This is a genomic window from Pseudomonas sp. JAI111 (assembly GCF_024809425.1).
GTDB lineage: Bacteria > Pseudomonadota > Gammaproteobacteria > Pseudomonadales > Pseudomonadaceae > Aquipseudomonas.
Genome location: NZ_JANUCB010000002.1, coordinates 249,143 through 271,030, shown reverse-complemented (window position 1 = coordinate 271,030; position 21,888 = coordinate 249,143). Strand labels below are relative to the sequence as shown.

Below are 21,888 nucleotides of genomic sequence, written 5' to 3'. Positions count from 1 at the left end.
GAGAAACTTGCATGAGTCTGCAAGGTAAAGTTGCACTGGTCACCGGTGCAAGCCGCGGTATCGGCCAGGCCATTGCCCTGGAGCTGGGTCGTCAGGGCGCCATCGTTGTGGGCACCGCGACTTCCGCTTCTGGCGCCGAACGTATTGCCGCCACCCTGAAAGAAAATGGCGTTCAAGGCACTGGCATGGAACTCAATGTCACCAGCGACGAATCCGTTGCTGCGGTGCTGGCGAGCATTTCTGCACAGTACGGTGCGCCGGCGATCCTGGTCAATAATGCCGGTATCACCCGCGATAATCTGATGATGCGCATGAAAGATGACGAATGGCATGACGTCGTCGATACCAACCTGAACAGTCTGTTCCGCCTGTCCAAGGGTGTTTTGCGCGGTATGACCAAAGCCCGTTGGGGACGAATTATCAGTATTGGTTCGGTTGTGGGTGCCATGGGCAACGCAGGCCAAGTAAACTACGCAGCCGCCAAGGCCGGTCTGGAAGGTTTCAGCCGTGCACTGGCGCGTGAAGTCGGTTCGCGTTCGATTACGGTAAACTCGGTGGCCCCAGGGTTCATCGACACCGATATGACCCGTGAACTGCCTGAGGCACAGCGTGAAGCCTTGCAGACGCAGATTCCGCTGGGTCGTCTGGGACAAGCTCAAGAGATCGCGTCTGTGGTCGCTTTTCTTGCATCCGACGGTGCGGCTTACGTTACTGGGGCTACAATCCCGGTGAACGGCGGGATGTACATGAGTTAAATGTGACGGATTGCTTCAAAAAAATGTCATACGAGCTGTCTAAAATCCGTTATAAAGCTGCAATCTATTTATAGGCAGAGGGCCGCCGGGTTTGAGGAGTGAAGCTTTCAGTTGAAATGCTGAAAAGTCTTTCTATACACTTACCCACTGGCCAGCTGCCTGAATTTGTCCATTAGGAGTGAAAACAAGGTATGAGCACCATCGAAGAGCGCGTCAAGAAAATCGTTGCCGAGCAACTGGGCGTTAAAGAAGAAGAAGTGGTCAACACTGCTTCCTTCGTTGAAGACCTGGGTGCTGACTCCCTTGACACCGTTGAGCTGGTGATGGCTCTGGAAGAGGAATTCGAGACCGAAATCCCTGACGAAGAAGCTGAGAAGATCACTACAGTACAAGCCGCAATCGATTACGTTACAAACCACCAGGCTTAATAGCTTGTAATCGTTGCTTGCTGTCATGGAAAAACCGCACTGCCATCACGGCGTGCGGTTTTTTCTTTAGGCCTGATGCAAAGTCGTCATTTGAAAAAGGAGAGTGCTGTGTCGCGTAGACGCGTCGTAGTCACCGGTATGGGTATGTTGTCGCCACTGGGCACGGATGTGCCGAGCAGTTGGCAGGGCATTCTGGCTGGCCGCAGTGGCATTGGTCTGATCGAACACACCGACCTTTCTGCCTATTCCACCCGTTTTGGCGGCTCGGTAAAGGGCTTCAATGTCGAGGAATATCTGTCGGTCAAGGAAGCTCGCAAGCTCGACCTGTTCATTCAGTACGGTCTGGCCGCAGGTTTTCAGGCTGTACGCAACTCTGGTCTGGAAGTCACCGACGCCAACCGTGAGCGCATCGGCGTGGCCATGGGTTCAGGTATTGGCGGTCTGACCAATATCGAAGAAACCAGCCGCACGCTGCATGATTCCGGCCCACGACGGATTTCTCCGTTTTTCGTGCCTGGCTCGATCATCAATATGATTTCTGGTTTTCTGTCCATCCACCTGGGTGCACAGGGACCTAACTACGCCATAGCCACAGCCTGTACCACCGGTACGCACTGCATCGGCATGGCGGCACGCAACATCATGTACGACGAAGCCGATGTGATGATTGCCGGCGGCGCCGAGATGGCGGCTTGCGGTCTGGGCATGGGCGGCTTCGGTGCCTCCCGCGCGCTGTCGACCCGCAACGACGAGCCAACCCGCGCCAGCCGTCCATGGGACAAGGGCCGTGACGGCTTCGTGTTGTCCGACGGTGCCGGTGCTCTGGTTCTCGAAGAGCTGGAACACGCAAAAGCGCGTGGCGCGACTATCTATGCCGAGCTGATCGGCTTTGGCACCAGTGGCGATGCCTACCACATGACTTCGCCGCCCGCCGATGGCGCCGGTGCCGCACGTTGCATCACCAATGCCTTGCGCGACGCGAAGATCAATGGCGATCAGGTCCAGTACGTCAACGCCCACGGCACGTCGACTTCGGCCGGCGACCTCGCTGAAGCATGTGCCATCAAGTCGGTGTTTGGCGATCACGCCTACAAACTGGCCGTCAGTTCGACCAAGTCCATGACCGGTCACTTGCTGGGTGCAGCAGGCGCAGTCGAGGCGATCTTCAGCGTGCTGGCGATCAACAGCCAGGTGGCGCCACCGACCATCAACCTCGACGAACCGGACGAAGGTTGCGACCTCGATTTCGTACCTCACACCGCACGTAACATGGACATCGATGTGGTGCTATCCAACTCCTTCGGTTTTGGCGGTACCAACGGCTCGCTGGTGTTCCGCCGGTTCGCTGACTGATGGACAGCTGGGTCGACGGTCAGCCGGCTGACGCTTTGTCGCTGAAGGATCGCGGCCTGGCTTATGGCGATGGTCTGTTCGAGACCATCGCAGTCAAGGGCGGGCAACCACTGTTGCTGGACCGGCATCTGTCGCGTCTGGCCGATGGCTGTTCGCGCCTGGCAATCACTACCGATCTTGAGCTCGTGCGCAGTGAACTGTTGGCCTACGCCAAAGCGTTGGGTGAAGGCGTGCTCAAGCTGATCCTTACGCGCGGTGACGGTCTGCGTGGGTATGCGCCCGATCCCTCGGCTCAGGCCCGACGCATTCTGCAAGGCAATCCTCCCGTGGCTTATCCTGCCGTGCATGGCGATCAAGGCGTTCGCCTGTTCCCCTGCACGACACGGCTGTCCCGCCAGCCACTGCTTGCAGGGCTCAAACACCTGAACCGTCTCGAACAAGTGATTGCCCGCGCTGAATGGCAAGATACGGATCACGCTGAAGGATTGATGCTCGATCAGGCAGGTCGGGTGATCGAGGGCGTGTTCAGCAATCTGTTCCTGGTGCGCGAAGGTGTGTTGATGACGGCCGATTTGAAGCGCTGTGGCGTGGCCGGCGTGATGCGTGCCGAATTATTGTTTCAAGCAAAATCATTGGGGATCCCCACCCAAATCACCGACATCAGCCTTGATCAGCTGCAATGGGCTGACGAAGTCTTTGTCTGTAATAGCGTGTACGGTGTTTGGCCGGTGCGCGCCTTTGCAGCTCTGAGCTGGCCGGTTGGGCCGCTCACCCGTAAACTCCAAACCATTGCCCGCGCGCTACTGGATGCTTGATACGTGAGACGTAAACTCTTGCTGCTGCTGGAAACCGGATTGGTTCTGGCGGGACTGTGTCTGGGCGCTGCCGCCTGGAAAATCCATTCGGCGCTGGAACAGCCGCTGAACATTTCCCAGGAGCAGTTGCTGGATGTGCCCAAGGGCACGACGCCGACCCGCACTTTCTATCGACTCGAAGCCGATGGCATCATCAAGGATGCCTTCTGGCTGCGTGTGTATTGGCGATTCAATCTGAGCCGGCAGCCTTTGCATAAGGGCGAGTACCGCATGCAGCCTGGCATGACCGTCGAAGGGTTGATCGATGAGTGGAAACGCGGTGACATCGTGCAGTACAGCCTGACACTGGTTGAAGGCTGGAATTTCCATCAGGTCCGTGCGGCCCTCGCCAAGGATGAAAAACTCGAGCAGACCCTGAACGGTTTGAGCGATAGCGAAGTGATGGACAAGCTTGGTCACGCCGGGATTTTCCCGGAGGGGCGATTCTTCCCCGACACTTACCGCTTCGTGCGCGGGATGACGGACATCGAGCTGCTGAAAAAAGCCTACGATCGTCTCGACGAGGTCCTGGCCAAGGAGTGGGAACAGCGGGCCGCCGATGTGCCGTACACCGAACCCTATCAGGCGCTGATCATGGCCTCGTTGGTGGAAAAGGAAACCGGTGTGCCACAAGAACGCGGGCAGATCGCCGGTGTGTTCGTGCGGCGTATGGCGATGGGCATGTTGCTGCAGACCGATCCGACGGTGATCTACGGACTTGGTGAGCGCTACAGTGGCAAGCTGACTCGCGCCCACCTCAAGGAGCCGACGCCTTATAACACCTACATGATTTCGGGCCTGCCGCCGACGCCGATTGCGATGGTCGGCCGCGAAGCGATCCATGCTGCTTTGAATCCGGTGGCCGGCAACAGTCTGTATTTTGTTGCGCGCGGTGACGGCAGCCATGTGTTCTCCGATGATCTGGAGGCCCATAACAATGCGGTGCGCGAGTTCCAGCTCAAGCGTCGTGCCGATTATCGCTCCAGCCCGGCACCGGCCTCGGCGCCCGAAACGTCGAATGGTGAAACCCCGAATACCGGCACCCCGGACGCGCAGGCGCCAATTCCGGCAGCGTCCCCTAATCCCGATCCCGAATCTTTGCCTCAAGTAGCGCCACAAGAGGCGCAGAAAGAACCCGCTGCTGCACCCGCTCCGGAACCTGAGCACGCGCCGGATGCCGCGGCGCCGCAAAACCCGCAATGACTTTGATTAAGGACCGCCTGTGACTGGCTTGTTTATTACCCTGGAAGGCCCGGAAGGTGCTGGCAAGAGCACCAATCGCGAATACCTGGCCGAGTGCCTGCGCGCTGCCGGTATCGAGGTTGTGCTGACCCGCGAGCCCGGTGGCACGCCGTTGGCCGAGCGGATCCGCGAGGTGTTGTTGGCCCCAGTCGATGAAGTCATGAACCCGGACACCGAGTTGTTGCTGGTGTTTGCCGCGCGAGCCCAGCATCTGGCTGAAGTGATTCGCCCGGCATTGGCGCGGGGTGCGGTTGTATTGTGTGATCGTTTTACCGATTCGACTTATGCGTATCAGGGTGGCGGTCGCGGCTTGTCGCTGGCGCGCATTGCGACCCTGGAAACCTTCGTCCAGGGCGATTTGCGTCCGGACCTGACACTGATCTTCGATCTGCCGGTGGAAGTGGGTCTGGCCCGCGCCAGCGCGCGCGGCCGGCTGGATCGCTTCGAGCTTGAAGGGCGTGCCTTTTTCGATGCCGTGCGCAGCGCGTTCCTGGCGCGGGCCGAAGCGGATCCTTCACGTTATGTCTTGATCGATGCCGCTCAGCCGCTGGCACAGGTTCAGCGCTCTCTGGATGCGTTGCTGCCACGTTTGCTGGAGCTGACCCGTGGCTGAGGCCTATCCGTGGCAGGACGGCCTCTGGCAGCAGTTGGCCGGGCGCAAGCAACATGCTCACGCCTATCTGCTGCATGGCCCGGCCGGGATCGGCAAGCGCGCGCTGGCTGAACGGTTGATGGCCAGCCTGTTGTGCCAGCGTCCGACTGCTCAGGATGCGTGCGGTGAATGCAAATCGTGCCTGCTGCTCAAGGCCGGCAGTCATCCCGACAATTACATCCTGGAACCGGAAGAGGCCGACAAGGCGATCAAGGTCGATCAGGTGCGTGATCTGGTCAGCTTTGTGGTGCAGACCGCGCAAATGGGCGGGCGCAAGGTGGTGTTGATCGAGCCGGTCGAGTCGATGAACATCAACGCCGCAAACGCCTTGCTCAAAAGCCTCGAAGAACCGTCCGGCGACACCGTTTTGCTATTGGTCAGTCACCAGCCCAGCCGGTTGTTGCCGACCATCAAGAGTCGCTGTGTGCAACAGGCCTGCCCGTTGCCGAATCAAGCGATGAGCCTGGCCTGGCTGGCCAAGGCCCTGCCGGACAGCTCGGAAGAAGAACGCATCGAATTGCTGACCCTGGCCGCCGGTTCTCCGCTGGGCGCAGTCAAATTGCAAACCCAGGGCGTGCGCGAACAGCGGGCGTTGGTGGTCGAAGGGGTGAAGAAGTTGCTCAAGCAGCAACAATCGCCGACTCAACTGGCCGAAGAATGGAAAACCATTCCGCAGTTGCTGTTGTTCGACTGGTTCTGTGATTGGTCGAGCCTGATCTTGCGCTATCAGTTGACCCAGGATGAAGAAGGCCTTGGGCTTACCGATATGCGCAAGGTCATTCAATACCTGGCGCAGAAGTCAGCCCAGGAGAAAGTCTTGAATATTCAGGACTGGATCCTTGCCCAGCGTCAGAAGGTCATGAGCAAAGCCAACCTCAATCCGGCGCTGCTGCTGGAAGCGTTGCTGGTGCAATGGGCATCCTTGCCTACCCAGAAGTGATCGTCTGGGCATAGACTCAGGTCATCAGTAACGGAGGTGCGCATGAATGAAGCCGTCAATCCGGGGCCGCGCAACGGCATTTTGTCCCTGACCATCAAGGACAAGTCGGTGCTTTATGCGGCTTATATGCCATTCATCAAGAACGGCGGCCTGTTTATCCCGACCAACAAGAGCTACAAGTTGGGCGATGAGGTGTTCATGCTGCTGAACCTGATGGACGAGCCGGAGAAGATTCCGGTGGCCGGTAAGGTCGCCTGGATCACGCCCAAAGGTGCGCAGGGCAACCGGGCAGCCGGGGTCGGCGTGCAGTTCAACGACGGCGACAACACTGCGCGCAGCCGAATCGAAACCCATCTGGCCGGAGCCCTGAAGTCCGACCGTCCCACTCATACGATGTAAGTTGCAGCCCTTTTATGCTCGTAGATTCCCATTGTCACCTCGATCGTCTTGACCTTGCCGCCCACGACGGCTCACTCGATGCTGCGCTCGATGCAGCCCGGGAACGCGGGGTTGGTCACTTTCTGTGTATCGGTGTCAGCGTCGACAACGCCGCGGACGTCAAAGCCCTGGCTGAACGTTATGACGATGTCGATTGTTCAGTAGGCGTGCATCCGCTGGATGTGCAGCCGGGTGCTGCGCCGGCGCTTGACTGGCTATTGCACGAACTCAATCACCCGCGTGTGGTGGCGATTGGTGAAACCGGTCTGGATTATCACTACGAGCCAGAAGCGGCAGAGTTGCAGCAGGAGTCTTTCCGTCTGCATCTACAGGCGGCCCGGCAAACCGGCAAGCCCGTGATCATCCACACCCGCGGTGCCCGCGCCGACACGCTGAACCTTCTGCGCGAGGCGGCGTTGCCTCAGGCGGGTGTGCTGCATTGCTTCACGGAAGATTGGGACATGGCCAAAGCAGCGTTGGACATGGGCTATTACATTTCCTTGTCCGGCATTGTCACTTTTCGCAATGCCGATGCGCTGCGTGACGTTGCCAGCAAGGTGCCGGCTGATCGATTATTGGTGGAAACCGACTCGCCTTATCTCGCGCCGATTCCTTATCGCGGCAAGCCGAACCTGCCGCAGTACGTTCGCGAGGTAGCGGAATTTCTGGCAATGTTGCGAGGCGAGTCCTATGAGCGATTTGCCGCGCAAACCACTGAAAACTTCAAGCGTCTGTTTCCGCTGGCGCATGTGAAAGGCTAAATCGCAGGCAAAAAAAACCCGGGTTCTGGGGGGTGAATCCGGGTTAAGACCATTAGGAGTAAAACAAAGGCACGCGGTCCGTTGGTACCTATATCGGCGCGACACTTGGGGGAGATGCCCCGCCGACAGTTGAAGTATTGATCAGTATTGCGCCGAGTCCAGTTTACCGGCCCCGGTTTTTAAACAATTTTGGAATACGGGCGCTTCAGAAGAGTTCTCATCAATGGACGATCCTTTCTGAAATCATCAAGAAACACAGATATGGTCGGATGATCCGTGCATTTTTGCGTAAGTTAGGCATAATACGCGGCTTCGAATTTTGACCCCTACAGACCTTTTCTTATGCATAAAGAACCTCGTAAGGTCCGTGAGTTTCGTCGCCGCGAGCAAGAAATTCTCGATACCGCGCTCAAGCTGTTCCTCGACCAGGGTGAAGACAGTGTCACCGTCGAGATGATTGCTGATGCCGTCGGTATCGGTAAAGGCACGATCTACAAGCACTTCAAATCCAAGGCCGAGATCTACCTGCGCCTGATGCTCGACTACGAGCGTGATTTGAACGAGCTATTGCATTCGGCCGATGTCGACAAGGATAAGGAAGCCCTGTCCCGGGCTTACTTCGAATTCCGCATGCGCGACCCGCAACGCTATCGTTTGTTCGATCGCCTGGAAGAGAAGGTGGTCAAGGGCAATCAGGTGCCTGAGATGGTCGAGGAACTGCACAAGATCCGCGCCTCGAACTTTGAACGCCTGACCTTGCTGATCAAGGGCCGGATCAGCGAAGGCAAGCTCGAAGACGTGCCGCCATACTTCCATTACTGCGCGTCCTGGGCGCTTGTGCACGGCGCTGTTGCGCTGTATCACTCGCCGTTCTGGAGCAACGTGCTGGAAGATCAGGAAGGCTTTTTCCAGTTCCTGATGGACATTGGCGTGCGCATGGGCAACAAACGCAAGCGCGATACCGACACCCCGAGCAGCTGAACCATTCAGTGGTCTTATAGCGCCATGTTTTTACTACATGGCGCAGTACCTCAGGAATATACTCAGGCATAGGACTTGCTAAAACTTGATTTGTGAGTCAAGTTTTGTGCGTTCAAATTCCTTTTGCCGGAGTGATCCATGATCGTTGACCGTCAAGGCAGGCGTTTTCGCAATCTGCGGATCAGTCTGACTTCAGCCTGCAATTACGCGTGTACCTATTGCGTGCCCAATGGCAAGCGCCTGGTGGCTGCGCAGGATGAATTGTCGGCCGAGGCCATGGCGCGCGGCGTGGCTTATCTGATCGAAGCCGCCGGCATTGAGCGTTTGCGCATTACTGGTGGCGAACCACTGGTCAGCCCCAAACTCGAATCCTTCATGACGGCTGTCGGCAAGATGGGCCTGGAAGACATCAGCCTGACCACCAATGGTCAGCTGTTGGCGAAAAAGCTGCCCTTGCTGGTGGATGCCGGCATCCGCCGCATCAACGTTTCCCTCGATACCCTGGATGCCAGCGCCTTTCGCAGCATTGCCCGTGGCGGCGATCTGGCGACCGTGCTCGACGGTATGGACCAGGCCAAGGCCGCCGGCCTGAAAATCAAGGTCAACATGGTGCCGTTGCGTGGCCAAAACCTCGATCAGGTCATGCCGTTGCTCGATTACTGCCTTGAGCGGGGCTATGAGCTGCGCTTCATCGAACTGATGCGCATGGGTCACCTGGCCAGCGATAACAACGCCTTTCTGCAACAGTTCGTCAGCCTTCAGCAGTTGCTGAGCCTGATTGGCGAGCGCTACGAATACCTGCAAGCCGACGCCCCTGTGGACGCTACTGCCGTGCGTTACGAAATTCCAGGGCTTGGGCACTTCGGCGTCATCGCCAACGAAAGCGTTCCATTCTGCCGCACCTGCTCACGGCTGCGCCTGTCGTCCACGGGCTGGTTGCACGGCTGTCTTTCCTCGAGCAACCGTCACTATGTCGGAGACCTGCTGGACAAGCCGCGTCACCAGGCATTGCCGGCGTTGCAGCGCCTTCTGGTCAAAGCCTTGGGCGACAAACAGGAAGTGGCGTTCTCTGGCGGCGCGACCATCATGAAGATCATCGGCGGCTGATGCGTCCTGTGTGGCCCCCATACGCTTGAGCTGGCGCGGAAGCTGCATCCCATGGCCATTCGCCGGTTTTCCGTCACCGGCCTCTGGAGGGTAGGATGCGTAGCCTGGTTTTGCTGCTGGCCGTTTTGGCGCTTGGTGGCTGCATGAATGTCAGCGACATGGCTGAAGGGACTCGCTACCACATGAGCGATGCAGGGCTGTTGGATCACAGCGACAATCACCGGGCCAATAACCTGCGCATTCAGCCGGATTCGTTCATCTACATCGCCCAGGGTGCGTTCGCGCCGCCAGGCAGTGCCTACCCGCGGCCCAACGTAGTCGCTGAAGAAGCCTTCAATGGCTTTATCGAATACTTCCCGATGGTGCGCCGCGCCCGTGCCCCCGAAGGACTCGACCAAGCCATGGGCGAAGCCCGTGCCGCCGGTGCTCATTATCTGCTCTACACCCGATTCGCCAAGGCCGACGACCGGATTGGCAACTCCGATGAATGGCTCGATCAGGAATACGTGGATCGCCTGGGCATCGACAGCGGGGTGATTCAGATCATGTTGATCGAGACCAGCACCCAGTATTTGATTGATACTGCACGCATCAAGAGTCGTGGCGGTTTACTGACGTTCCACGACAACAAGCCAGAAGACCTGATTGGTCCGCCGCTGGCGCAATACGCGCGCGGCCTGATCGGGCTCAGCGACCAGTAATTCAAGGAGAACGCCATGAGTGGCCCGCAAAAAGCCAACGACTTGTTGGGGCAAATCCCCAAAACCAAAGGCTTGCCGCCGGTTCACTTGTGGAACCCCGACTTTTGCGGCGACATCGACATGCGCATTGCCCGCGACGGCACCTGGTATTACCTGGGTACGCCGATCGGGCGCAAGCCGATGGTCAAGCTGTTCTCCACGATCATTCGCCGCGACGGCGATGATTATTTTCTGATCACCCCGGTCGAGAAAGTGGGCATCAAGGTTGATGACGCGCCGTTTGTGGCGGTTACCCTGGAAGTGGAGGGCGAGGGCGAAGCCCAGGTTCTGCGCTTCACCACCAACGTCGACGAGGTTGCCGAAGCTGGCGCCGACCACCCGATTCGTGTGGTCATCGATCCGGTCACGCAAGAGCCCGCGCCGTATGTGCATGTGCGCACCAACCTCGAAGCGCTGATCCATCGCAATGTGTTCTACCAACTGGTGGAGCTGGCGGTGAGCCGCGACATCGATGGACAACGCTGGCTCGGGGTGTGGAGCGGCGGCGAATTCTTCAAGATCGGTCTAGAACCGTAATCGCTCCCAGTTCGATTTTGTTCAAAAATCAAATTGACACCCAATCGTATGATGATTAGCGTGGACTCCTATCGCGAACGGCTTTGTGCCGTTCCTGCATCGAGGTGCCCATGTCCAGCAGTTTTCATGCGTCGACCGTCGATTGGCTGGGTTGCTGGATAGCCGCCGGCCAGGTGAAGCCCGGCGAAACCATCAAGGTTGAAGCCGATCTCGGCGAACAACTCGGTGTCAGCCGCACGGTCATCCGCGAAGCCATCAAGACCCTGGTCGCCAAAGGCATGCTCGAAGTCGGGCCGAAGGTTGGGACGCGGGTGTTGCCGGTGCGGCGCTGGAATCTCTTTGATCCGCAAGTCGTGGGCTGGCTGTCACGCAGCGGCTTGCCGGAAAATTTCGTTGACGACTTGCTCGACCTGCGCCGCACCATCGAACCGATGGCGGTGCGCTGGGCCTGTGAACGGGCGACCGTCGAACAGGTGCAAGCCGTGCTTCAGGCCTATAACGCGCTGGAGCGAGCCGTCGACAGCGGCGTCGATTACAACCGCGCCGACCAGTTCTTCCACGAATGCATCCTCGCCGCCAGCCACAATCAATTCATCGAGCAAATGGTCCCGGCCCTCGGCGCGCTCCTGGCCGTGTCGTTTGAAGTGTCCGCGGCCGACCCGGACGAGCTGCGTCGCACGCTGCCCATTCACAAAGACATGGCCGACGCCATCGCCGCCCGGGATTCCGCGCGCGGTGTCTGGGCGTGCATGACGCTGATCGATAACGCCGACCTGGCGATCAAACGTTTCTACCCGAAAGTCATGGCCGACAAAAAAGCCAGCTGACAACAACGAACCTTGTGGGAGCGAGCCTGCTCGCGATAGCGGTTGAACATTCAGCGACCAAGTTGCCTGACACACCGCCATCGCGAGCAGGCTCACTCCCACCTACAGTGCAACGCAGGAGGCTTCATGACGTGGAATGCGGTTACCGGACACCGTGCGCAACTGGGCGAAGCCCCATTCTGGGATGCGCCGACGCAAGCGTTGTACTGGGTGGACATCGCCGGTCGGCAGGCGCTACGGCTGATCGGTGCCAACGTGCAGATCTGGCAGATGCCAGAGCACGTGTCCGCGTTCATTCCCTGCGAAAGCGGCGATGCGCTGGTGACGTTGAGCAGCGGAGTCTATCGACTCGATCTGGATTCGCCGGGACTTGAGCCGCGCCTGACCTTGTTCTGCGTCGCCGACCCACAACCCGGCAATCGAGCCAACGAAGCGCGCTGCGATCCCCTGGGGCGGCTCTGGCTCGGCACCATGCAAAACAACATCGGCGAGCAGGGCGAAGACCTGCCGATCGAGCGGCGCAGCGGTGGCTTGTTTCGCATTGACCGCGATGCCCGGGTCACGCCGCTGCTGCGTGGGTTGGGTATTCCCAACACGTTGCTGTGGAGCGATGACGCAACGATGCTGTATTTCGGCGACAGCCTCGATGGCACGTTGTACCAGCATTTCATTCACACCGACGGCAACCTGGACGCCGCGTACGTCTGGTTTGGCCCCCATGTGCGTGGCGGTCCGGATGGTTCGGCGATGGATGCCGAGGGTTTCATCTGGAATGCCCGCTGGGACGGTAGTTGTCTGCTCAGGCTGAGCCCGAGCGGGCATGTCGACCGTGTGATCGAGCTGCCGGTCAGCCGTCCGACCAGTTGCGTATTTGGCGGCGACGACCTGAAAACCCTGTACATCACCAGCGCCGCCAGCCCGCTGAACCATCTGCTGGATGGCGCGGTGCTGTCGATCCGCGTCGATGTGGCCGGAAAACCCTGTACTCGATTCGCTGGATAAATCCCAAAATATGGGATGTAAAATTATATATTGAGATTATTTAGTGGTCGGGTTTATAGTCGGCCATCAGTTACACGCACTCACACTTAAAAAAACAAAACAGGTGAAGTGATGCAGCGATTTTCCAAAAAGCCTTTTGGCCGGTCATCGACAGATGCCCGGTTTTTGTCGTGCCTGAAAAAGGAGCATTGAGCCATGGCTGAGCCTCTCTCCTTGCCGCCGGCGCCAGAGCCGCCCAAGGGCGAGCGCCTGAAAAACAAGGTCGTGCTGCTGACCGGCGCGGCACAGGGCATTGGCGAGGCCATCGTTGCCACTTTTGCGTCGCAACAGGCCAAGCTGGTGATCAGCGATATTCAGGCTGAAAAAGTCGAGAAAGTTGCCGCGCATTGGCGTGAGCAAGGCGCGGATGTGGTCGCCGTCAAAGCCGACGTGTCACGCCAGCAAGACTTGCACGCCATGGCCCGGCTGGCGATCGAACTCCACGGCCGGATCGATGTGCTGGTCAATTGCGCTGGGGTCAACGTGTTCCGCGATCCACTGGAAATGACCGAAGAGGACTGGCATCGCTGCTTCGCCATCGACCTCGACGGCGCCTGGTACGGTTGCAAAGCGGTGTTGCCGCAAATGATCGAGCAGGGTATCGGTAGCATCATCAATGTTGCCTCGACGCACTCCAGCCACATCATTCCGGGCTGCTTTCCCTACCCGGTGGCCAAACACGGTTTGCTTGGCCTGACCCGCGCCCTGGGCATCGAATATGCGCCGAAGGGCATTCGCGTCAACGCGATTGCGCCGGGCTATATCGAAACCCAGTTGAACGTCGATTACTGGAACGGCTTTGCCGACCCTCACGCCGAACGTCAGCGGGCTTTCGACCTGCATCCGCCGCGCCGCATCGGGCAGCCGATGGAAGTGGCGATGACCGCCGTGTTCCTGGCCAGCGATGAAGCGCCGTTCATCAACGCTTCGTGCATCACCATCGATGGTGGGCGTTCGGTGATGTACCACGACTGAATAAAACCGGTTTCAGACGCGGAACTCCGTCTGAAATCCAATCATCATACGATATGACTATTTGCTGTACCGGCTTTCAAATAACGCCTCAAAAAAAATAACAAGGAGTCAGCTTATGAATCGTCGTCGTGGGATCCGTTCCCTGTGCTGTGCCGCTTTGGCGGTCACTGCGGTCAGCTTGAGCAGTACGTTGCTGGCGGCAGAGGAAGTGAAGATCGGTTTCCTGGTCAAGCAGGCCGAAGAGCCCTGGTTCCAGACCGAATGGGCGTTCGCCGAAAAGGCCGGGAAAGACAAAGGCTTCACCGTCATCAAGATCGCCGTGCCTGACGGCGAGAAAACCCTCTCGGCCATTGACAGCCTGGCCGCAAACGGCGCGAAAGGTTTTGTGATTTGCCCGCCAGACGTCGGCCTCGGCCCGGCTATTGTGGCCAAGGCCAAGGCCAATGGTTTGAAAGTGATCGCGGTCGATGACCGGTTTGTCGATGCCAGCGGCAAGTTCATGGAAGACGTGCCTTATCTCGGCATGGCCGCGTTTGAGGTCGGCGAGAAACAAGGCAGCGCCATGGCCACCGAAGCGAAAAAACGCGGCTGGGACTGGAAAGAAACCTACGCGGTGATCAACACCTTCAATGAACTCGACACTGGCAAGAAACGCACCGACGGTTCCGCCAAGGCACTGCAAGACGCCGGTTTTCCAAAAGACCACATCCTCTTTACCGCACAGAAAACCCTCGACGTGCCAGGCAGCATGGACGCCACCAACTCGGCGCTGGTGAAACTGCCGAGCGGGGCGAAAAACCTGATCATTGGTGGCATGAACGACAACACCGTGCTGGGCGGCGTGCGCGCCACCGAAAGCGCCGGCTTCACAGCCGCCAACGTGATCGGCATCGGCATCAACGGCACCGACGCCATCGGCGAATTGAAGAAAGCCAACAGCGGCTTCTTCGGTTCGATGCTGCCAAGCCCGCATATCGAAGGCTACAACACGGCCAACATGATGTTCGAGTGGGTCACCACCGGCAAAGAACCGCCGAAATACACCGCGATGGACGACGTGACACTGATCACTCGCGAAAACTTCAAGCAGGAGCTGGAAAAGATCGGCCTGTGGAACTGAGGCTCGGTTGATTTCATCGGCGGCCCTGGTCACAGGGCTGCCTGATCTGTGTGATGAGGTGGTTTTATGCACGCGCAAGTACAGACACACGAGCACAGCGTCGGCGGCAGCCTGCGTTTCAACGGAATCGGCAAGACCTTTCCCGGAGTGAAGGCGCTGGACGGCATCAGTTTCGTTGCCCATCCGGGCCAGGTTCACGCCCTGATGGGCGAGAACGGTGCCGGTAAATCCACGTTGTTGAAAATCCTTGGCGGTGCCTACACGCCCAGCAGCGGCGACCTGCAGATCGGCGAACAGACGATGGCCTTCAAGTCCACCGCCGACAGCATCGGCAGCGGCGTCGCGGTGATCCATCAGGAGCTGCACCTGGTCCCGGAAATGAGCGTGGCGGAGAACCTTTTCCTGGGGCACTTGCCGGCCAGTTTCGGCCTGATCAATCGCGGCGCGCTGCGCCAGCAAGCACTGGCCTGCCTTAAGGGCCTGGCCGATGAAATCGATCCGCAAGAGAAAGTCGGGCGCCTGTCCCTCGGCCAGCGGCAGTTAGTGGAAATCGCCAAGGCGTTGTCCCGTGGTGCGCACGTCATTGCGTTCGACGAACCCACCAGCAGCCTGTCGGCGCGCGAGATCGATCGCTTGATGGCAATCATCGGGCGCCTGCGCGACGAAGGCAAAGTGGTGCTCTACGTTTCCCATCGCATGGAAGAAGTGTTCCGCATCTGCAATGCGGTGACGGTGTTCAAGGACGGTCGCTACGTGCGCACGTTCGAGAACATGAGCGAACTGACCCACGATCAGTTGGTGACGTGCATGGTCGGTCGCGACATCCAGGACATCTACGATTACCGCAGTCGCCAGCGTGGCGCGGTGGCGCTCAAGGTTGACGGTTTGCTCGGGCCGGGGTTGCGCGAACCGGTGAGTTTCGAGGTGCACAAGGGCGAGATTCTCGGGCTGTTCGGCCTGGTCGGCGCGGGGCGTACCGAGTTGTTCCGGATGCTCAGCGGGCTGACGCGCAATACCGCTGGACGCCTGGAGCTTCGCGGTCATGAAGTGAAACTGCGTTCCCCCCGCGATGCCATCGCGGCCGGCATTCTGCTGTGCCCCGAGGACCGCAAGAAGGAGGGCATCCTGCCGCTTGCCAGCGTCGCCGAGAACATCAACATCAGTGCTCGCGGTGCGCATTCCACCTTCGGTTGTCTGTTGCGCGGCCTGTGGGAGAAGGGCAACGCCGACAAGCAGATCAAGGCGCTGAAAGTGAAGACGCCCAACGCGGCGCAGAAAATCATGTACCTGTCCGGTGGCAATCAGCAGAAGGCCATTCTCGGTCGCTGGCTGTCGATGCCGATGAAAGTCCTGCTGCTGGACGAGCCGACTCGCGGTATCGATATCGGTGCCAAGGCCGAGATTTACCAGATCATCCATAACCTGGCCGCCAGCGGCATCGCGGTGATTGTGGTGTCCAGCGACCTGATGGAAGTGATGGGCATTTCCGACCGCATCCTGGTGCTCTGCGAAGGCGCGATGCGCGGCGAGCTTTCTCGCGCAGAGGCCAATGAATCCAACCTGCTGCAACTGGCTTTGCCGCGCCAACGCGCTGACGGCGTGGCGAACTGAGAGGTGACTATGACAATTCAAAACAACGCTCTGCCCACCCAGCGAAAACCTCTGGACCTGCGGCGCTTTCTCGATGACTGGGTGATGCTGCTGGCGGCCGTCGCCATCTTTGTAGCCTGCACCTTGCTGATCGACAACTTCCTCTCGCCGCTGAACATGCGCGGTCTGGGCCTGGCGATTTCGACCACCGGCATCGCGGCCTGCACCATGTTGTATTGCCTGGCATCCGGGCATTTCGACTTGTCGGTGGGCTCGGTGATTGCCTGTGCCGGCGTGGTCGCGGCGGTGGTCATGCGTGACACCGACAGTGTGTTCCTCGGTGTGAGCGCGGCGCTGTTGATGGGCCTGATCGTCGGGCTGATCAACGGGATCGTGATCGCCAAGCTGCGGGTCAACGCGTTGATTACCACGCTGGCGACCATGCAGATCGTGCGGGGCCTGGCTTACATTTTTGCCAACGGCAAAGCGGTGGGCGTTTCGCAGGAATCGTTCTTCGTCTTTGGTAACGGCCAGTTGTTTGGCGTGCCCGTGCCGATCCTGATCACCATCGTGTGCTTCCTGTTTTTCGGCTGGTTGCTGAACTACACCACCTACGGCCGTAACACCATGGCCATCGGCGGCAACCAGGAAGCGGCACTGCTGGCCGGGGTCAACGTTGACCGCACCAAGATCATTATCTTTGCCGTGCACGGCTTGATTGGTGCGTTGGCCGGGGTAATCCTGGCATCGCGCATGACGTCCGGTCAGCCGATGATCGGCCAGGGTTTCGAGCTGACGGTGATCTCTGCCTGCGTGTTGGGCGGGGTGTCGCTGAGCGGTGGGATCGGCATGATTCGGCATGTGATTGCCGGGGTGTTGATTCTGGCGATTATCGAGAACGCGATGAACCTGAAGAATATCGACACGTTCTATCAGTACGTGATTCGCGGTTCTATCCTGCTGCTGGCCGTCGTGATCGACCGCCTCAAACAACGCTGAGATTTGCGCCGATCCTACTGGCGCCATCGCGGGCAAGCCCGCTCCCACAGGATTTATACATGACTTGTGGGAGCGGGCTTGCTCGCGATTGACCGCGCAGCGGTCACTTCTCCTTCTGTCACCTCCCTTAAATATTTCTTGCTCGCCCGACCCCGTTTCGGTTATCACTTTGTACATGATTAGACAGGTACGATTTGACAAGAAACAACGGGTGGTCGACGAACTCATTCGGCGCATCGAAAGCGGCCTCATGGAGGACGGCTTTCTGTTGCCGGGCGAGCATCAATTGGCTCAAGAATTCAAAGTCAGCCGCGGCACGCTGCGCGAAGCCCTGGCCGAACTGAAAAGGCGCAAATACATCGCCACGCAAAGCGGAGTCGGTTCCATTGTCACCTTCGACGGTGTGGTGCTCGACCAACGCAGCGGTTGGGCCCAGGCGCTGGCGGACAGCGGAGCGCTGATCAATACCGAAGTGCTGCGGCTGGAGGCGGTGACGCGTCCTGACTTGCTGCCACGCTTTGGCACTGATCAGTTCATCACCCTCGACCGGCGCCGCCGTTCCACCGACGGCAAACTGGTCTCCCTCGAACGCTCATTGATGCCCGCCACCGGAGGCCTGGAAAGCCTGCCGCGTGTCGGCCTGATCGACAATTCCCTGACCATCACCCTGGCCGCTTACGGCTACATCGGCGAGCGCGGCGATCAATGGATCGGCGCCGAACCCTTGAATGCCGAAGACGCCGAGTTGCTCGGACGTCCCGAAGGCACCGTCTTTCTCAAAGCCTTGCGCACCACGTACGACCGGCAAAACCGCTTCATGGAACAGGTTGAAAGCCTGCTCGACCCGGTGCATTTTCGTTTGCACCTGCAATTTGGAGAGTCGAGATGACCGCGCTCAACCGTGCACTTGGCGCGTTCTACGGACTCGCCCTGGGTGATGCGCTGGGCATGCCGACTCAATCGCTGAGTCGCGCCGAAATCAAGGCGCGCTTCGGTGAAATCACTGACTTGCAAGACGCCGGCCCCGATCAACCGATCGCTGCCAACATGCCTAAAGGCTCGATCACCGACGACACCGAGCAGGCGATTTTGGTCGGTCGATTGTTGATTGAAGGCAAGGGCTGGATCGAACCGGCCATGCTCGCGCAACGACTGATCGAATGGGAAGCCGCGATGCAAGCCAAAGGCTCGCAGGACTTGCTCGGGCCGTCGACCAAGCGCGCGATCGAGATGATCCTCGACGGGTACTCGCCGGAAGAGGCCGGGCGCTATGGCACCACCAATGGCGCGGCGATGCGCATCACGCCGGTGGGGATTGCGGCAGATGTCGCCAACCCTGAACGCTTCATCAGGGCCGTGGTGCAAGCCTGCCAGGTCACCCACAACACCACGCTGGGCATTTCCAGTGCAGCGGCGGTGGCGGCGGTGGTTTCGGCCGGAATCAATGGGATGGACTTGGGCGAGGCATTGAACCTCGGCCAGCAAATAGCGCAGCAAGCCGAGAGCCACGGTCACTGGGTGGCTGGCGGCAGGATCGCCTCGCGCATCAGTTGGGCACGAACCATCAGCGTCGACAGTGACAATGCGTTACTGGCGGATTTGCTGTACGACGTGATCGGTACGTCGGTGGCATCGCAGGAATCGGTGGTGGTCGCATTCGCCCTGGCGCAACACGTGGCCGTCGGCGAAATGAACTCCTTCGAAGCGTTGTGCATGGCCGCCAGCCTGGGCGGCGACACCGATACCATCGCGGCGGTTCTTGGTGCGATGCTTGGAGCCTGCCTGGGTCTTGAGAGTTGGCCGGTGGCGATGATCGACACAGTCAAATCCGTTAACGACCTGGCGCTTGAACCGTTGGTAAAAGGGCTCTTGGCTTTGCGTTGATACCACCGACGCCATCGCGAGCAGGCTCGCTCCCACACTGGATCTGTGAACACTACAAATCCCCTGTGGGAGCGAGCCTGCTCGCGATTGGCGCGCCGCTTGTTTGAATGAATACAACCCCGCAATGGAACGCGCGAATACGGCCAGGACGGCCGGCATGTAGTTTCGTCTTCCGTCATTGCCCACAACCACAACAAAGGCAACAGGAGCATTTCACATGAGTTCATCGAACGCCGGGCCAAGTGCCGGGCAACTGGAAACCCGTGGCATCGAGCCGGTGCCCGAAGCGGAGTGCAACGGTCATCCGCTGCAGCTGTTCTGGGTCTGGTTTGCCGCCAACATTTCCATCCTTGGGCTGCCACTGGGCGCTACGCTGGTGGCGTTTCGCGGCTTGGCGATTTGGCAGGCGATCATTGTCGCGATCCTCGGCGCCGCCGGTTCCTTTGCGGTGGTCGGGATCATTTCCATCGCCGGTCGCCGTGGTCGTGCCCCGAGCCTGACGCTGTCGCGAGCGATCTTTGGCGTGCGTGGCAATATCGGCCCGACCCTGGTCTCGCTGATGTCGCGCCTGGGTTGGGAAACCGTCAACACCACCACGGCCGCTTTCGTGTTGCTGTCGCTGTGTTCGATCCTGTTCGGCTCACCGGTGGAAGCCAAAAGCGCTCCTGTGCTGACCCTGATCTTCATCGCGATTTTCGTCCTGCTGACCTTGTCGGTGTCCGGCCTCGGTCACGCCACATTGCTGGTGATCCAGAAGTGGGCCACCTACGTGTTCGGCGCGCTGAACATTCTGGTCGGCGGCTTTCTCTGCGCCACCATCGACTGGAGCGCGGTGTTCAACGCCACGCCTGCGCCGTTGAGCGCAATGATCATCGGCGTCGGCACCATGGCCGCGGGCACCGGGATCGGTTGGGCCAACGCCGGCGCCGACATGTCGCGCTATCAGCACCGCAGCGTCAAAGCCGTGCGTCTGGTGGCTTCGGCGGCATTCGGTGCGGGGATTCCGCTGGTGTTGCTGATCACCCTCGGCGGCTTGCTGTCGGTAGGCAACAACGACCTGGCCTCGGCCACTGACCCGATCATCGCGATCCGCGACATGTTGCCGACCTGGATGGCAGTGCCGTATCTGATCACGGCGTTCGGCGGGCTTCTGCTGTCGAACAACCTGTCGGTGTATTCCGCCGGTTTGACCACGCTGACCCTTGGCCTCAAGGTCAAGCGCGTCTACGCCGTGGTGGTCGACATCGTGGCGATCTTCGCCGGTTCGATCTACTTCATGCTGATTGCCGACAGCTTCTACGGCCCGTTCATTACCTTCATTTCACTGTTGGCGGTGCCGATCACGGCGTGGGTCGGGATCTTTGTGGTCGACCTGATTCACCGTCATTACTACAGCCCCAAAGACCTGCTGGACGTCAGCCCGAGCAGCGCCTACTGGTACAACGGCGGCATCGAGTGGCGCGCGTTCGGTGCGTGGGCGCTGGCAATCGTTCTGGGCTTCAGTTTCACCACCATCGGCACCACCGAACAGACTGTCTGGTTCCGTGGCTTCCTGTCTGACTCGTGGCTGGGCCATAACGGCCTCGGCTGGATCGTGACGTTCCTGGTCGCCGGCGGGATTTATTTCGTTCTCGGCGGGGCCAAGGATCGTCGCGCCGCAATAACCGAGAATGCTCATGCCTAAGATGTTGCACACCGGCCAGGTCATCATCGATCTGGTCATGGCGATCGATAAACTGCCTCAACCGGGTGGCGATGTGTTGGCGCAGTCAGCCAGTTTCGAAGCCGGCGGTGGTTTCAACGTCATGGCCGCCGCTCAGCGTAATGGCTTGTCGGTGGTTTATCTCGGACGTCACGGCACCGGTCGTTTCGGCGATCTGGCCCGGGAAGCGATGCAGGCCGAAGGCATTCGGATCGGCATCGCGCACAAAGCCGAACGGGATACGGGATTGTGCGTTGCCGTGACCGACGCGTCGGCTGAGCGCAGTTTCATTTCCTATATCGGTGCCGAGGGTGAGTTGACGGCGCAGGATCTGGCTAGCGTGGCGGTCGAGGCGGGCGACTACGTTTACGTCAGCGGCTACAGCCTGTTGCACAGCGGCAAGGCCCAGGCGCTGGTGGATTGGGTGCAGGCATTGCCACGCACAATCAACGTGGTGTTCGATCCAGGGCCGCTGGTGGAATCGCCGGAGGCGCCATTGATGCAGGCGTTGTTGCCGCGTATTGATCTGTGGACCAGCAACAGTGTCGAAGCGCTGCGGTTCACCGGGGCGACGGACATTGCCGAGGCGCTGGACAGGCTGACCGAGCATCTGCCGGCCGATGTGCTGATGGTGGTTCGCGATGGGCCGCAAGGGTGCTGGATCAGTCAGCGTGGCGACCGTCAGCATGTGCCGGGTTTCAAGGTCGAGGCGGTGGACAGCAATGGCGCCGGCGACGCGCATGCCGGCGTGTTTATCGCAGGTCTGGCGCAAGGCTTGTCGGCAGGTGAGGCGGCCAGGCGGGCCAATGCCGCAGCGGCGCTGGCGGTGACTCGTTGGGGACCGGCGACTTCGCCTGGGGTCGCTGAGGTGGATGCGTTAATCAGTCAGACTTCCTGCGTTTAAACTGACGCCATCGCGAGCAAGCCCGCTCCCACAAGGATCTGAGTCTAGCCACAAATTG

The 21,888-nt window shown here is 59.4% G+C and carries 23 protein-coding genes; all 23 read left to right on the top strand.

Annotated features, from left to right (window positions below; genetic code table 11):
• The first annotated feature begins 11 nt into the window (after window positions 1-11).
• Window positions 12-755 (top strand): 3-oxoacyl-ACP reductase FabG, encoded by a 744-nt coding sequence (gene fabG / locus HNR03_RS08845; protein WP_259152685.1) that lies wholly within the window; start codon window positions 12-14, stop codon window positions 753-755.
• Window positions 756-946: 191 nt separating this feature from the next.
• Complete coding sequence (gene acpP, locus HNR03_RS08840) at window positions 947-1,183, top strand: acyl carrier protein (protein WP_003442511.1); 237 nt, start codon at window positions 947-949, stop codon at window positions 1,181-1,183.
• Window positions 1,184-1,291: 108 nt separating this feature from the next.
• The gene (gene fabF, locus HNR03_RS08835; protein ID WP_033056953.1) at window positions 1,292-2,536 is read left to right on the top strand and encodes a beta-ketoacyl-ACP synthase II; all 1,245 of its coding nucleotides are present in this window, start codon (window positions 1,292-1,294) and stop codon (window positions 2,534-2,536) included.
• Window positions 2,536-3,351 (top strand): aminodeoxychorismate lyase, encoded by an 816-nt coding sequence (gene pabC, locus HNR03_RS08830; RefSeq protein WP_259152670.1) that lies wholly within the window; start codon window positions 2,536-2,538, stop codon window positions 3,349-3,351. The genes fabF and pabC overlap by 1 nt, the downstream gene beginning before the upstream one ends.
• A gap of 3 nt (window positions 3,352-3,354) precedes the next feature.
• Entirely contained in the window at window positions 3,355-4,593 is a 1,239-nt protein-coding gene (gene mltG, locus HNR03_RS08825; protein WP_259152668.1) for an endolytic transglycosylase MltG, read from the top strand.
• Between the two features lie 19 nt (window positions 4,594-4,612).
• Window positions 4,613-5,245 carry a dTMP kinase gene (gene tmk, locus HNR03_RS08820; protein ID WP_259152667.1) on the top strand — a complete coding sequence of 211 codons (633 nt, stop codon included), beginning with the start codon at window positions 4,613-4,615 and terminating at the stop codon, window positions 5,243-5,245.
• A complete protein-coding gene (locus HNR03_RS08815; RefSeq protein WP_222587985.1) occupies window positions 5,238-6,224 on the top strand; it encodes a DNA polymerase III subunit delta' in 987 nt (328 codons plus the stop codon). Before tmk ends, HNR03_RS08815 begins: the two co-directional genes overlap by 8 nt.
• Before the next feature lie 42 nt (window positions 6,225-6,266).
• Window positions 6,267-6,623 (top strand): PilZ domain-containing protein, encoded by a 357-nt coding sequence (locus HNR03_RS08810; protein WP_090186752.1) that lies wholly within the window; start codon window positions 6,267-6,269, stop codon window positions 6,621-6,623.
• 14 nt (window positions 6,624-6,637) lie between these two features.
• Window positions 6,638-7,423: a TatD family hydrolase gene (locus HNR03_RS08805; RefSeq protein WP_259152659.1), complete on the top strand. Its 786-nt coding sequence runs from the start codon at window positions 6,638-6,640 to the stop codon at window positions 7,421-7,423.
• Window positions 7,424-7,765: 342 nt separating this feature from the next.
• Window positions 7,766-8,404 carry a TetR/AcrR family transcriptional regulator gene (locus tag HNR03_RS08800; RefSeq protein ID WP_008152317.1) on the top strand — a complete coding sequence of 213 codons (639 nt, stop codon included), beginning with the start codon at window positions 7,766-7,768 and terminating at the stop codon, window positions 8,402-8,404.
• A gap of 138 nt (window positions 8,405-8,542) precedes the next feature.
• A complete protein-coding gene (locus HNR03_RS08795) occupies window positions 8,543-9,511 on the top strand; it encodes a GTP 3',8-cyclase MoaA (RefSeq protein ID WP_222587983.1) in 969 nt (322 codons plus the stop codon).
• A gap of 95 nt (window positions 9,512-9,606) precedes the next feature.
• Window positions 9,607-10,212 (top strand): DUF4823 domain-containing protein, encoded by a 606-nt coding sequence (locus HNR03_RS08790; RefSeq protein ID WP_222587982.1) that lies wholly within the window; start codon window positions 9,607-9,609, stop codon window positions 10,210-10,212.
• Window positions 10,213-10,227: 15 nt separating this feature from the next.
• Entirely contained in the window at window positions 10,228-10,788 is a 561-nt protein-coding gene (locus HNR03_RS08785; protein WP_222587981.1) for a DUF1285 domain-containing protein, read from the top strand.
• Window positions 10,789-10,898: 110 nt separating this feature from the next.
• Window positions 10,899-11,615 (top strand): FadR/GntR family transcriptional regulator, encoded by a 717-nt coding sequence (locus HNR03_RS08780; protein WP_222587980.1) that lies wholly within the window; start codon window positions 10,899-10,901, stop codon window positions 11,613-11,615.
• Window positions 11,616-11,741: 126 nt separating this feature from the next.
• Window positions 11,742-12,617: an SMP-30/gluconolactonase/LRE family protein gene (locus HNR03_RS08775; RefSeq protein ID WP_259152646.1), complete on the top strand. Its 876-nt coding sequence runs from the start codon at window positions 11,742-11,744 to the stop codon at window positions 12,615-12,617.
• Window positions 12,618-12,812: 195 nt separating this feature from the next.
• On the top strand, window positions 12,813-13,631 hold the full coding sequence (locus HNR03_RS08770; RefSeq protein WP_222587978.1) for an SDR family oxidoreductase: 819 nt from the start codon (window positions 12,813-12,815) through the stop codon (window positions 13,629-13,631).
• A 115-nt stretch (window positions 13,632-13,746) separates the two neighbouring features.
• Window positions 13,747-14,751 (top strand): substrate-binding domain-containing protein, encoded by a 1,005-nt coding sequence (locus tag HNR03_RS08765; RefSeq protein ID WP_090186726.1) that lies wholly within the window; start codon window positions 13,747-13,749, stop codon window positions 14,749-14,751.
• A gap of 66 nt (window positions 14,752-14,817) precedes the next feature.
• Window positions 14,818-16,362, top strand: coding sequence for an L-arabinose ABC transporter ATP-binding protein AraG (gene araG / locus HNR03_RS08760; RefSeq protein ID WP_208669397.1), 1,545 nt, complete (start codon window positions 14,818-14,820; stop codon window positions 16,360-16,362).
• Between the two features lie 9 nt (window positions 16,363-16,371).
• Window positions 16,372-17,340, top strand: a complete 969-nt coding sequence (gene araH / locus HNR03_RS08755; protein WP_259152643.1) for an L-arabinose ABC transporter permease AraH — start codon at window positions 16,372-16,374, stop codon at window positions 17,338-17,340.
• 175 nt (window positions 17,341-17,515) lie between these two features.
• On the top strand, window positions 17,516-18,229 hold the full coding sequence (locus tag HNR03_RS08750; protein WP_090186718.1) for a GntR family transcriptional regulator: 714 nt from the start codon (window positions 17,516-17,518) through the stop codon (window positions 18,227-18,229).
• Window positions 18,226-19,224 carry an ADP-ribosylglycohydrolase family protein gene (locus HNR03_RS08745; RefSeq protein ID WP_259152642.1) on the top strand — a complete coding sequence of 333 codons (999 nt, stop codon included), beginning with the start codon at window positions 18,226-18,228 and terminating at the stop codon, window positions 19,222-19,224. Before HNR03_RS08750 ends, HNR03_RS08745 begins: the two co-directional genes overlap by 4 nt.
• Before the next feature lie 217 nt (window positions 19,225-19,441).
• On the top strand, window positions 19,442-20,908 hold the full coding sequence (locus tag HNR03_RS08740) for a cytosine permease (RefSeq protein WP_259152638.1): 1,467 nt from the start codon (window positions 19,442-19,444) through the stop codon (window positions 20,906-20,908).
• Complete coding sequence (locus tag HNR03_RS08735; RefSeq protein WP_259152637.1) at window positions 20,901-21,830, top strand: PfkB family carbohydrate kinase; 930 nt, start codon at window positions 20,901-20,903, stop codon at window positions 21,828-21,830. Before HNR03_RS08740 ends, HNR03_RS08735 begins: the two co-directional genes overlap by 8 nt.
• Window positions 21,831-21,888: the final 58 nt, after the last annotated feature.

Coding starts and splice junctions, on each gene's coding strand:
- fabG (WP_259152685.1), top strand. CDS start 12: ATGAGTCTGCAAGGTAAAGTTGCACTGGTCACCGGTGCAAGCCGCGGT.
- acpP (WP_003442511.1), top strand. CDS start 947: ATGAGCACCATCGAAGAGCGCGTCAAGAAAATCGTTGCCGAGCAACTG.
- pabC (WP_259152670.1), top strand. CDS start 2,536: ATGGACAGCTGGGTCGACGGTCAGCCGGCTGACGCTTTGTCGCTGAAG.
- HNR03_RS08810 (WP_090186752.1), top strand. CDS start 6,267: ATGAATGAAGCCGTCAATCCGGGGCCGCGCAACGGCATTTTGTCCCTG.
- HNR03_RS08805 (WP_259152659.1), top strand. CDS start 6,638: ATGCTCGTAGATTCCCATTGTCACCTCGATCGTCTTGACCTTGCCGCC.
- HNR03_RS08800 (WP_008152317.1), top strand. CDS start 7,766: ATGCATAAAGAACCTCGTAAGGTCCGTGAGTTTCGTCGCCGCGAGCAA.
- HNR03_RS08795 (WP_222587983.1), top strand. CDS start 8,543: ATGATCGTTGACCGTCAAGGCAGGCGTTTTCGCAATCTGCGGATCAGT.
- HNR03_RS08790 (WP_222587982.1), top strand. CDS start 9,607: ATGCGTAGCCTGGTTTTGCTGCTGGCCGTTTTGGCGCTTGGTGGCTGC.
- HNR03_RS08785 (WP_222587981.1), top strand. CDS start 10,228: ATGAGTGGCCCGCAAAAAGCCAACGACTTGTTGGGGCAAATCCCCAAA.
- HNR03_RS08780 (WP_222587980.1), top strand. CDS start 10,899: ATGTCCAGCAGTTTTCATGCGTCGACCGTCGATTGGCTGGGTTGCTGG.
- HNR03_RS08775 (WP_259152646.1), top strand. CDS start 11,742: ATGACGTGGAATGCGGTTACCGGACACCGTGCGCAACTGGGCGAAGCC.
- HNR03_RS08770 (WP_222587978.1), top strand. CDS start 12,813: ATGGCTGAGCCTCTCTCCTTGCCGCCGGCGCCAGAGCCGCCCAAGGGC.
- HNR03_RS08765 (WP_090186726.1), top strand. CDS start 13,747: ATGAATCGTCGTCGTGGGATCCGTTCCCTGTGCTGTGCCGCTTTGGCG.
- araG (WP_208669397.1), top strand. CDS start 14,818: ATGCACGCGCAAGTACAGACACACGAGCACAGCGTCGGCGGCAGCCTG.
- araH (WP_259152643.1), top strand. CDS start 16,372: ATGACAATTCAAAACAACGCTCTGCCCACCCAGCGAAAACCTCTGGAC.
- HNR03_RS08750 (WP_090186718.1), top strand. CDS start 17,516: ATGATTAGACAGGTACGATTTGACAAGAAACAACGGGTGGTCGACGAA.
- HNR03_RS08745 (WP_259152642.1), top strand. CDS start 18,226: ATGACCGCGCTCAACCGTGCACTTGGCGCGTTCTACGGACTCGCCCTG.
- HNR03_RS08740 (WP_259152638.1), top strand. CDS start 19,442: ATGAGTTCATCGAACGCCGGGCCAAGTGCCGGGCAACTGGAAACCCGT.
- HNR03_RS08735 (WP_259152637.1), top strand. CDS start 20,901: ATGCCTAAGATGTTGCACACCGGCCAGGTCATCATCGATCTGGTCATG.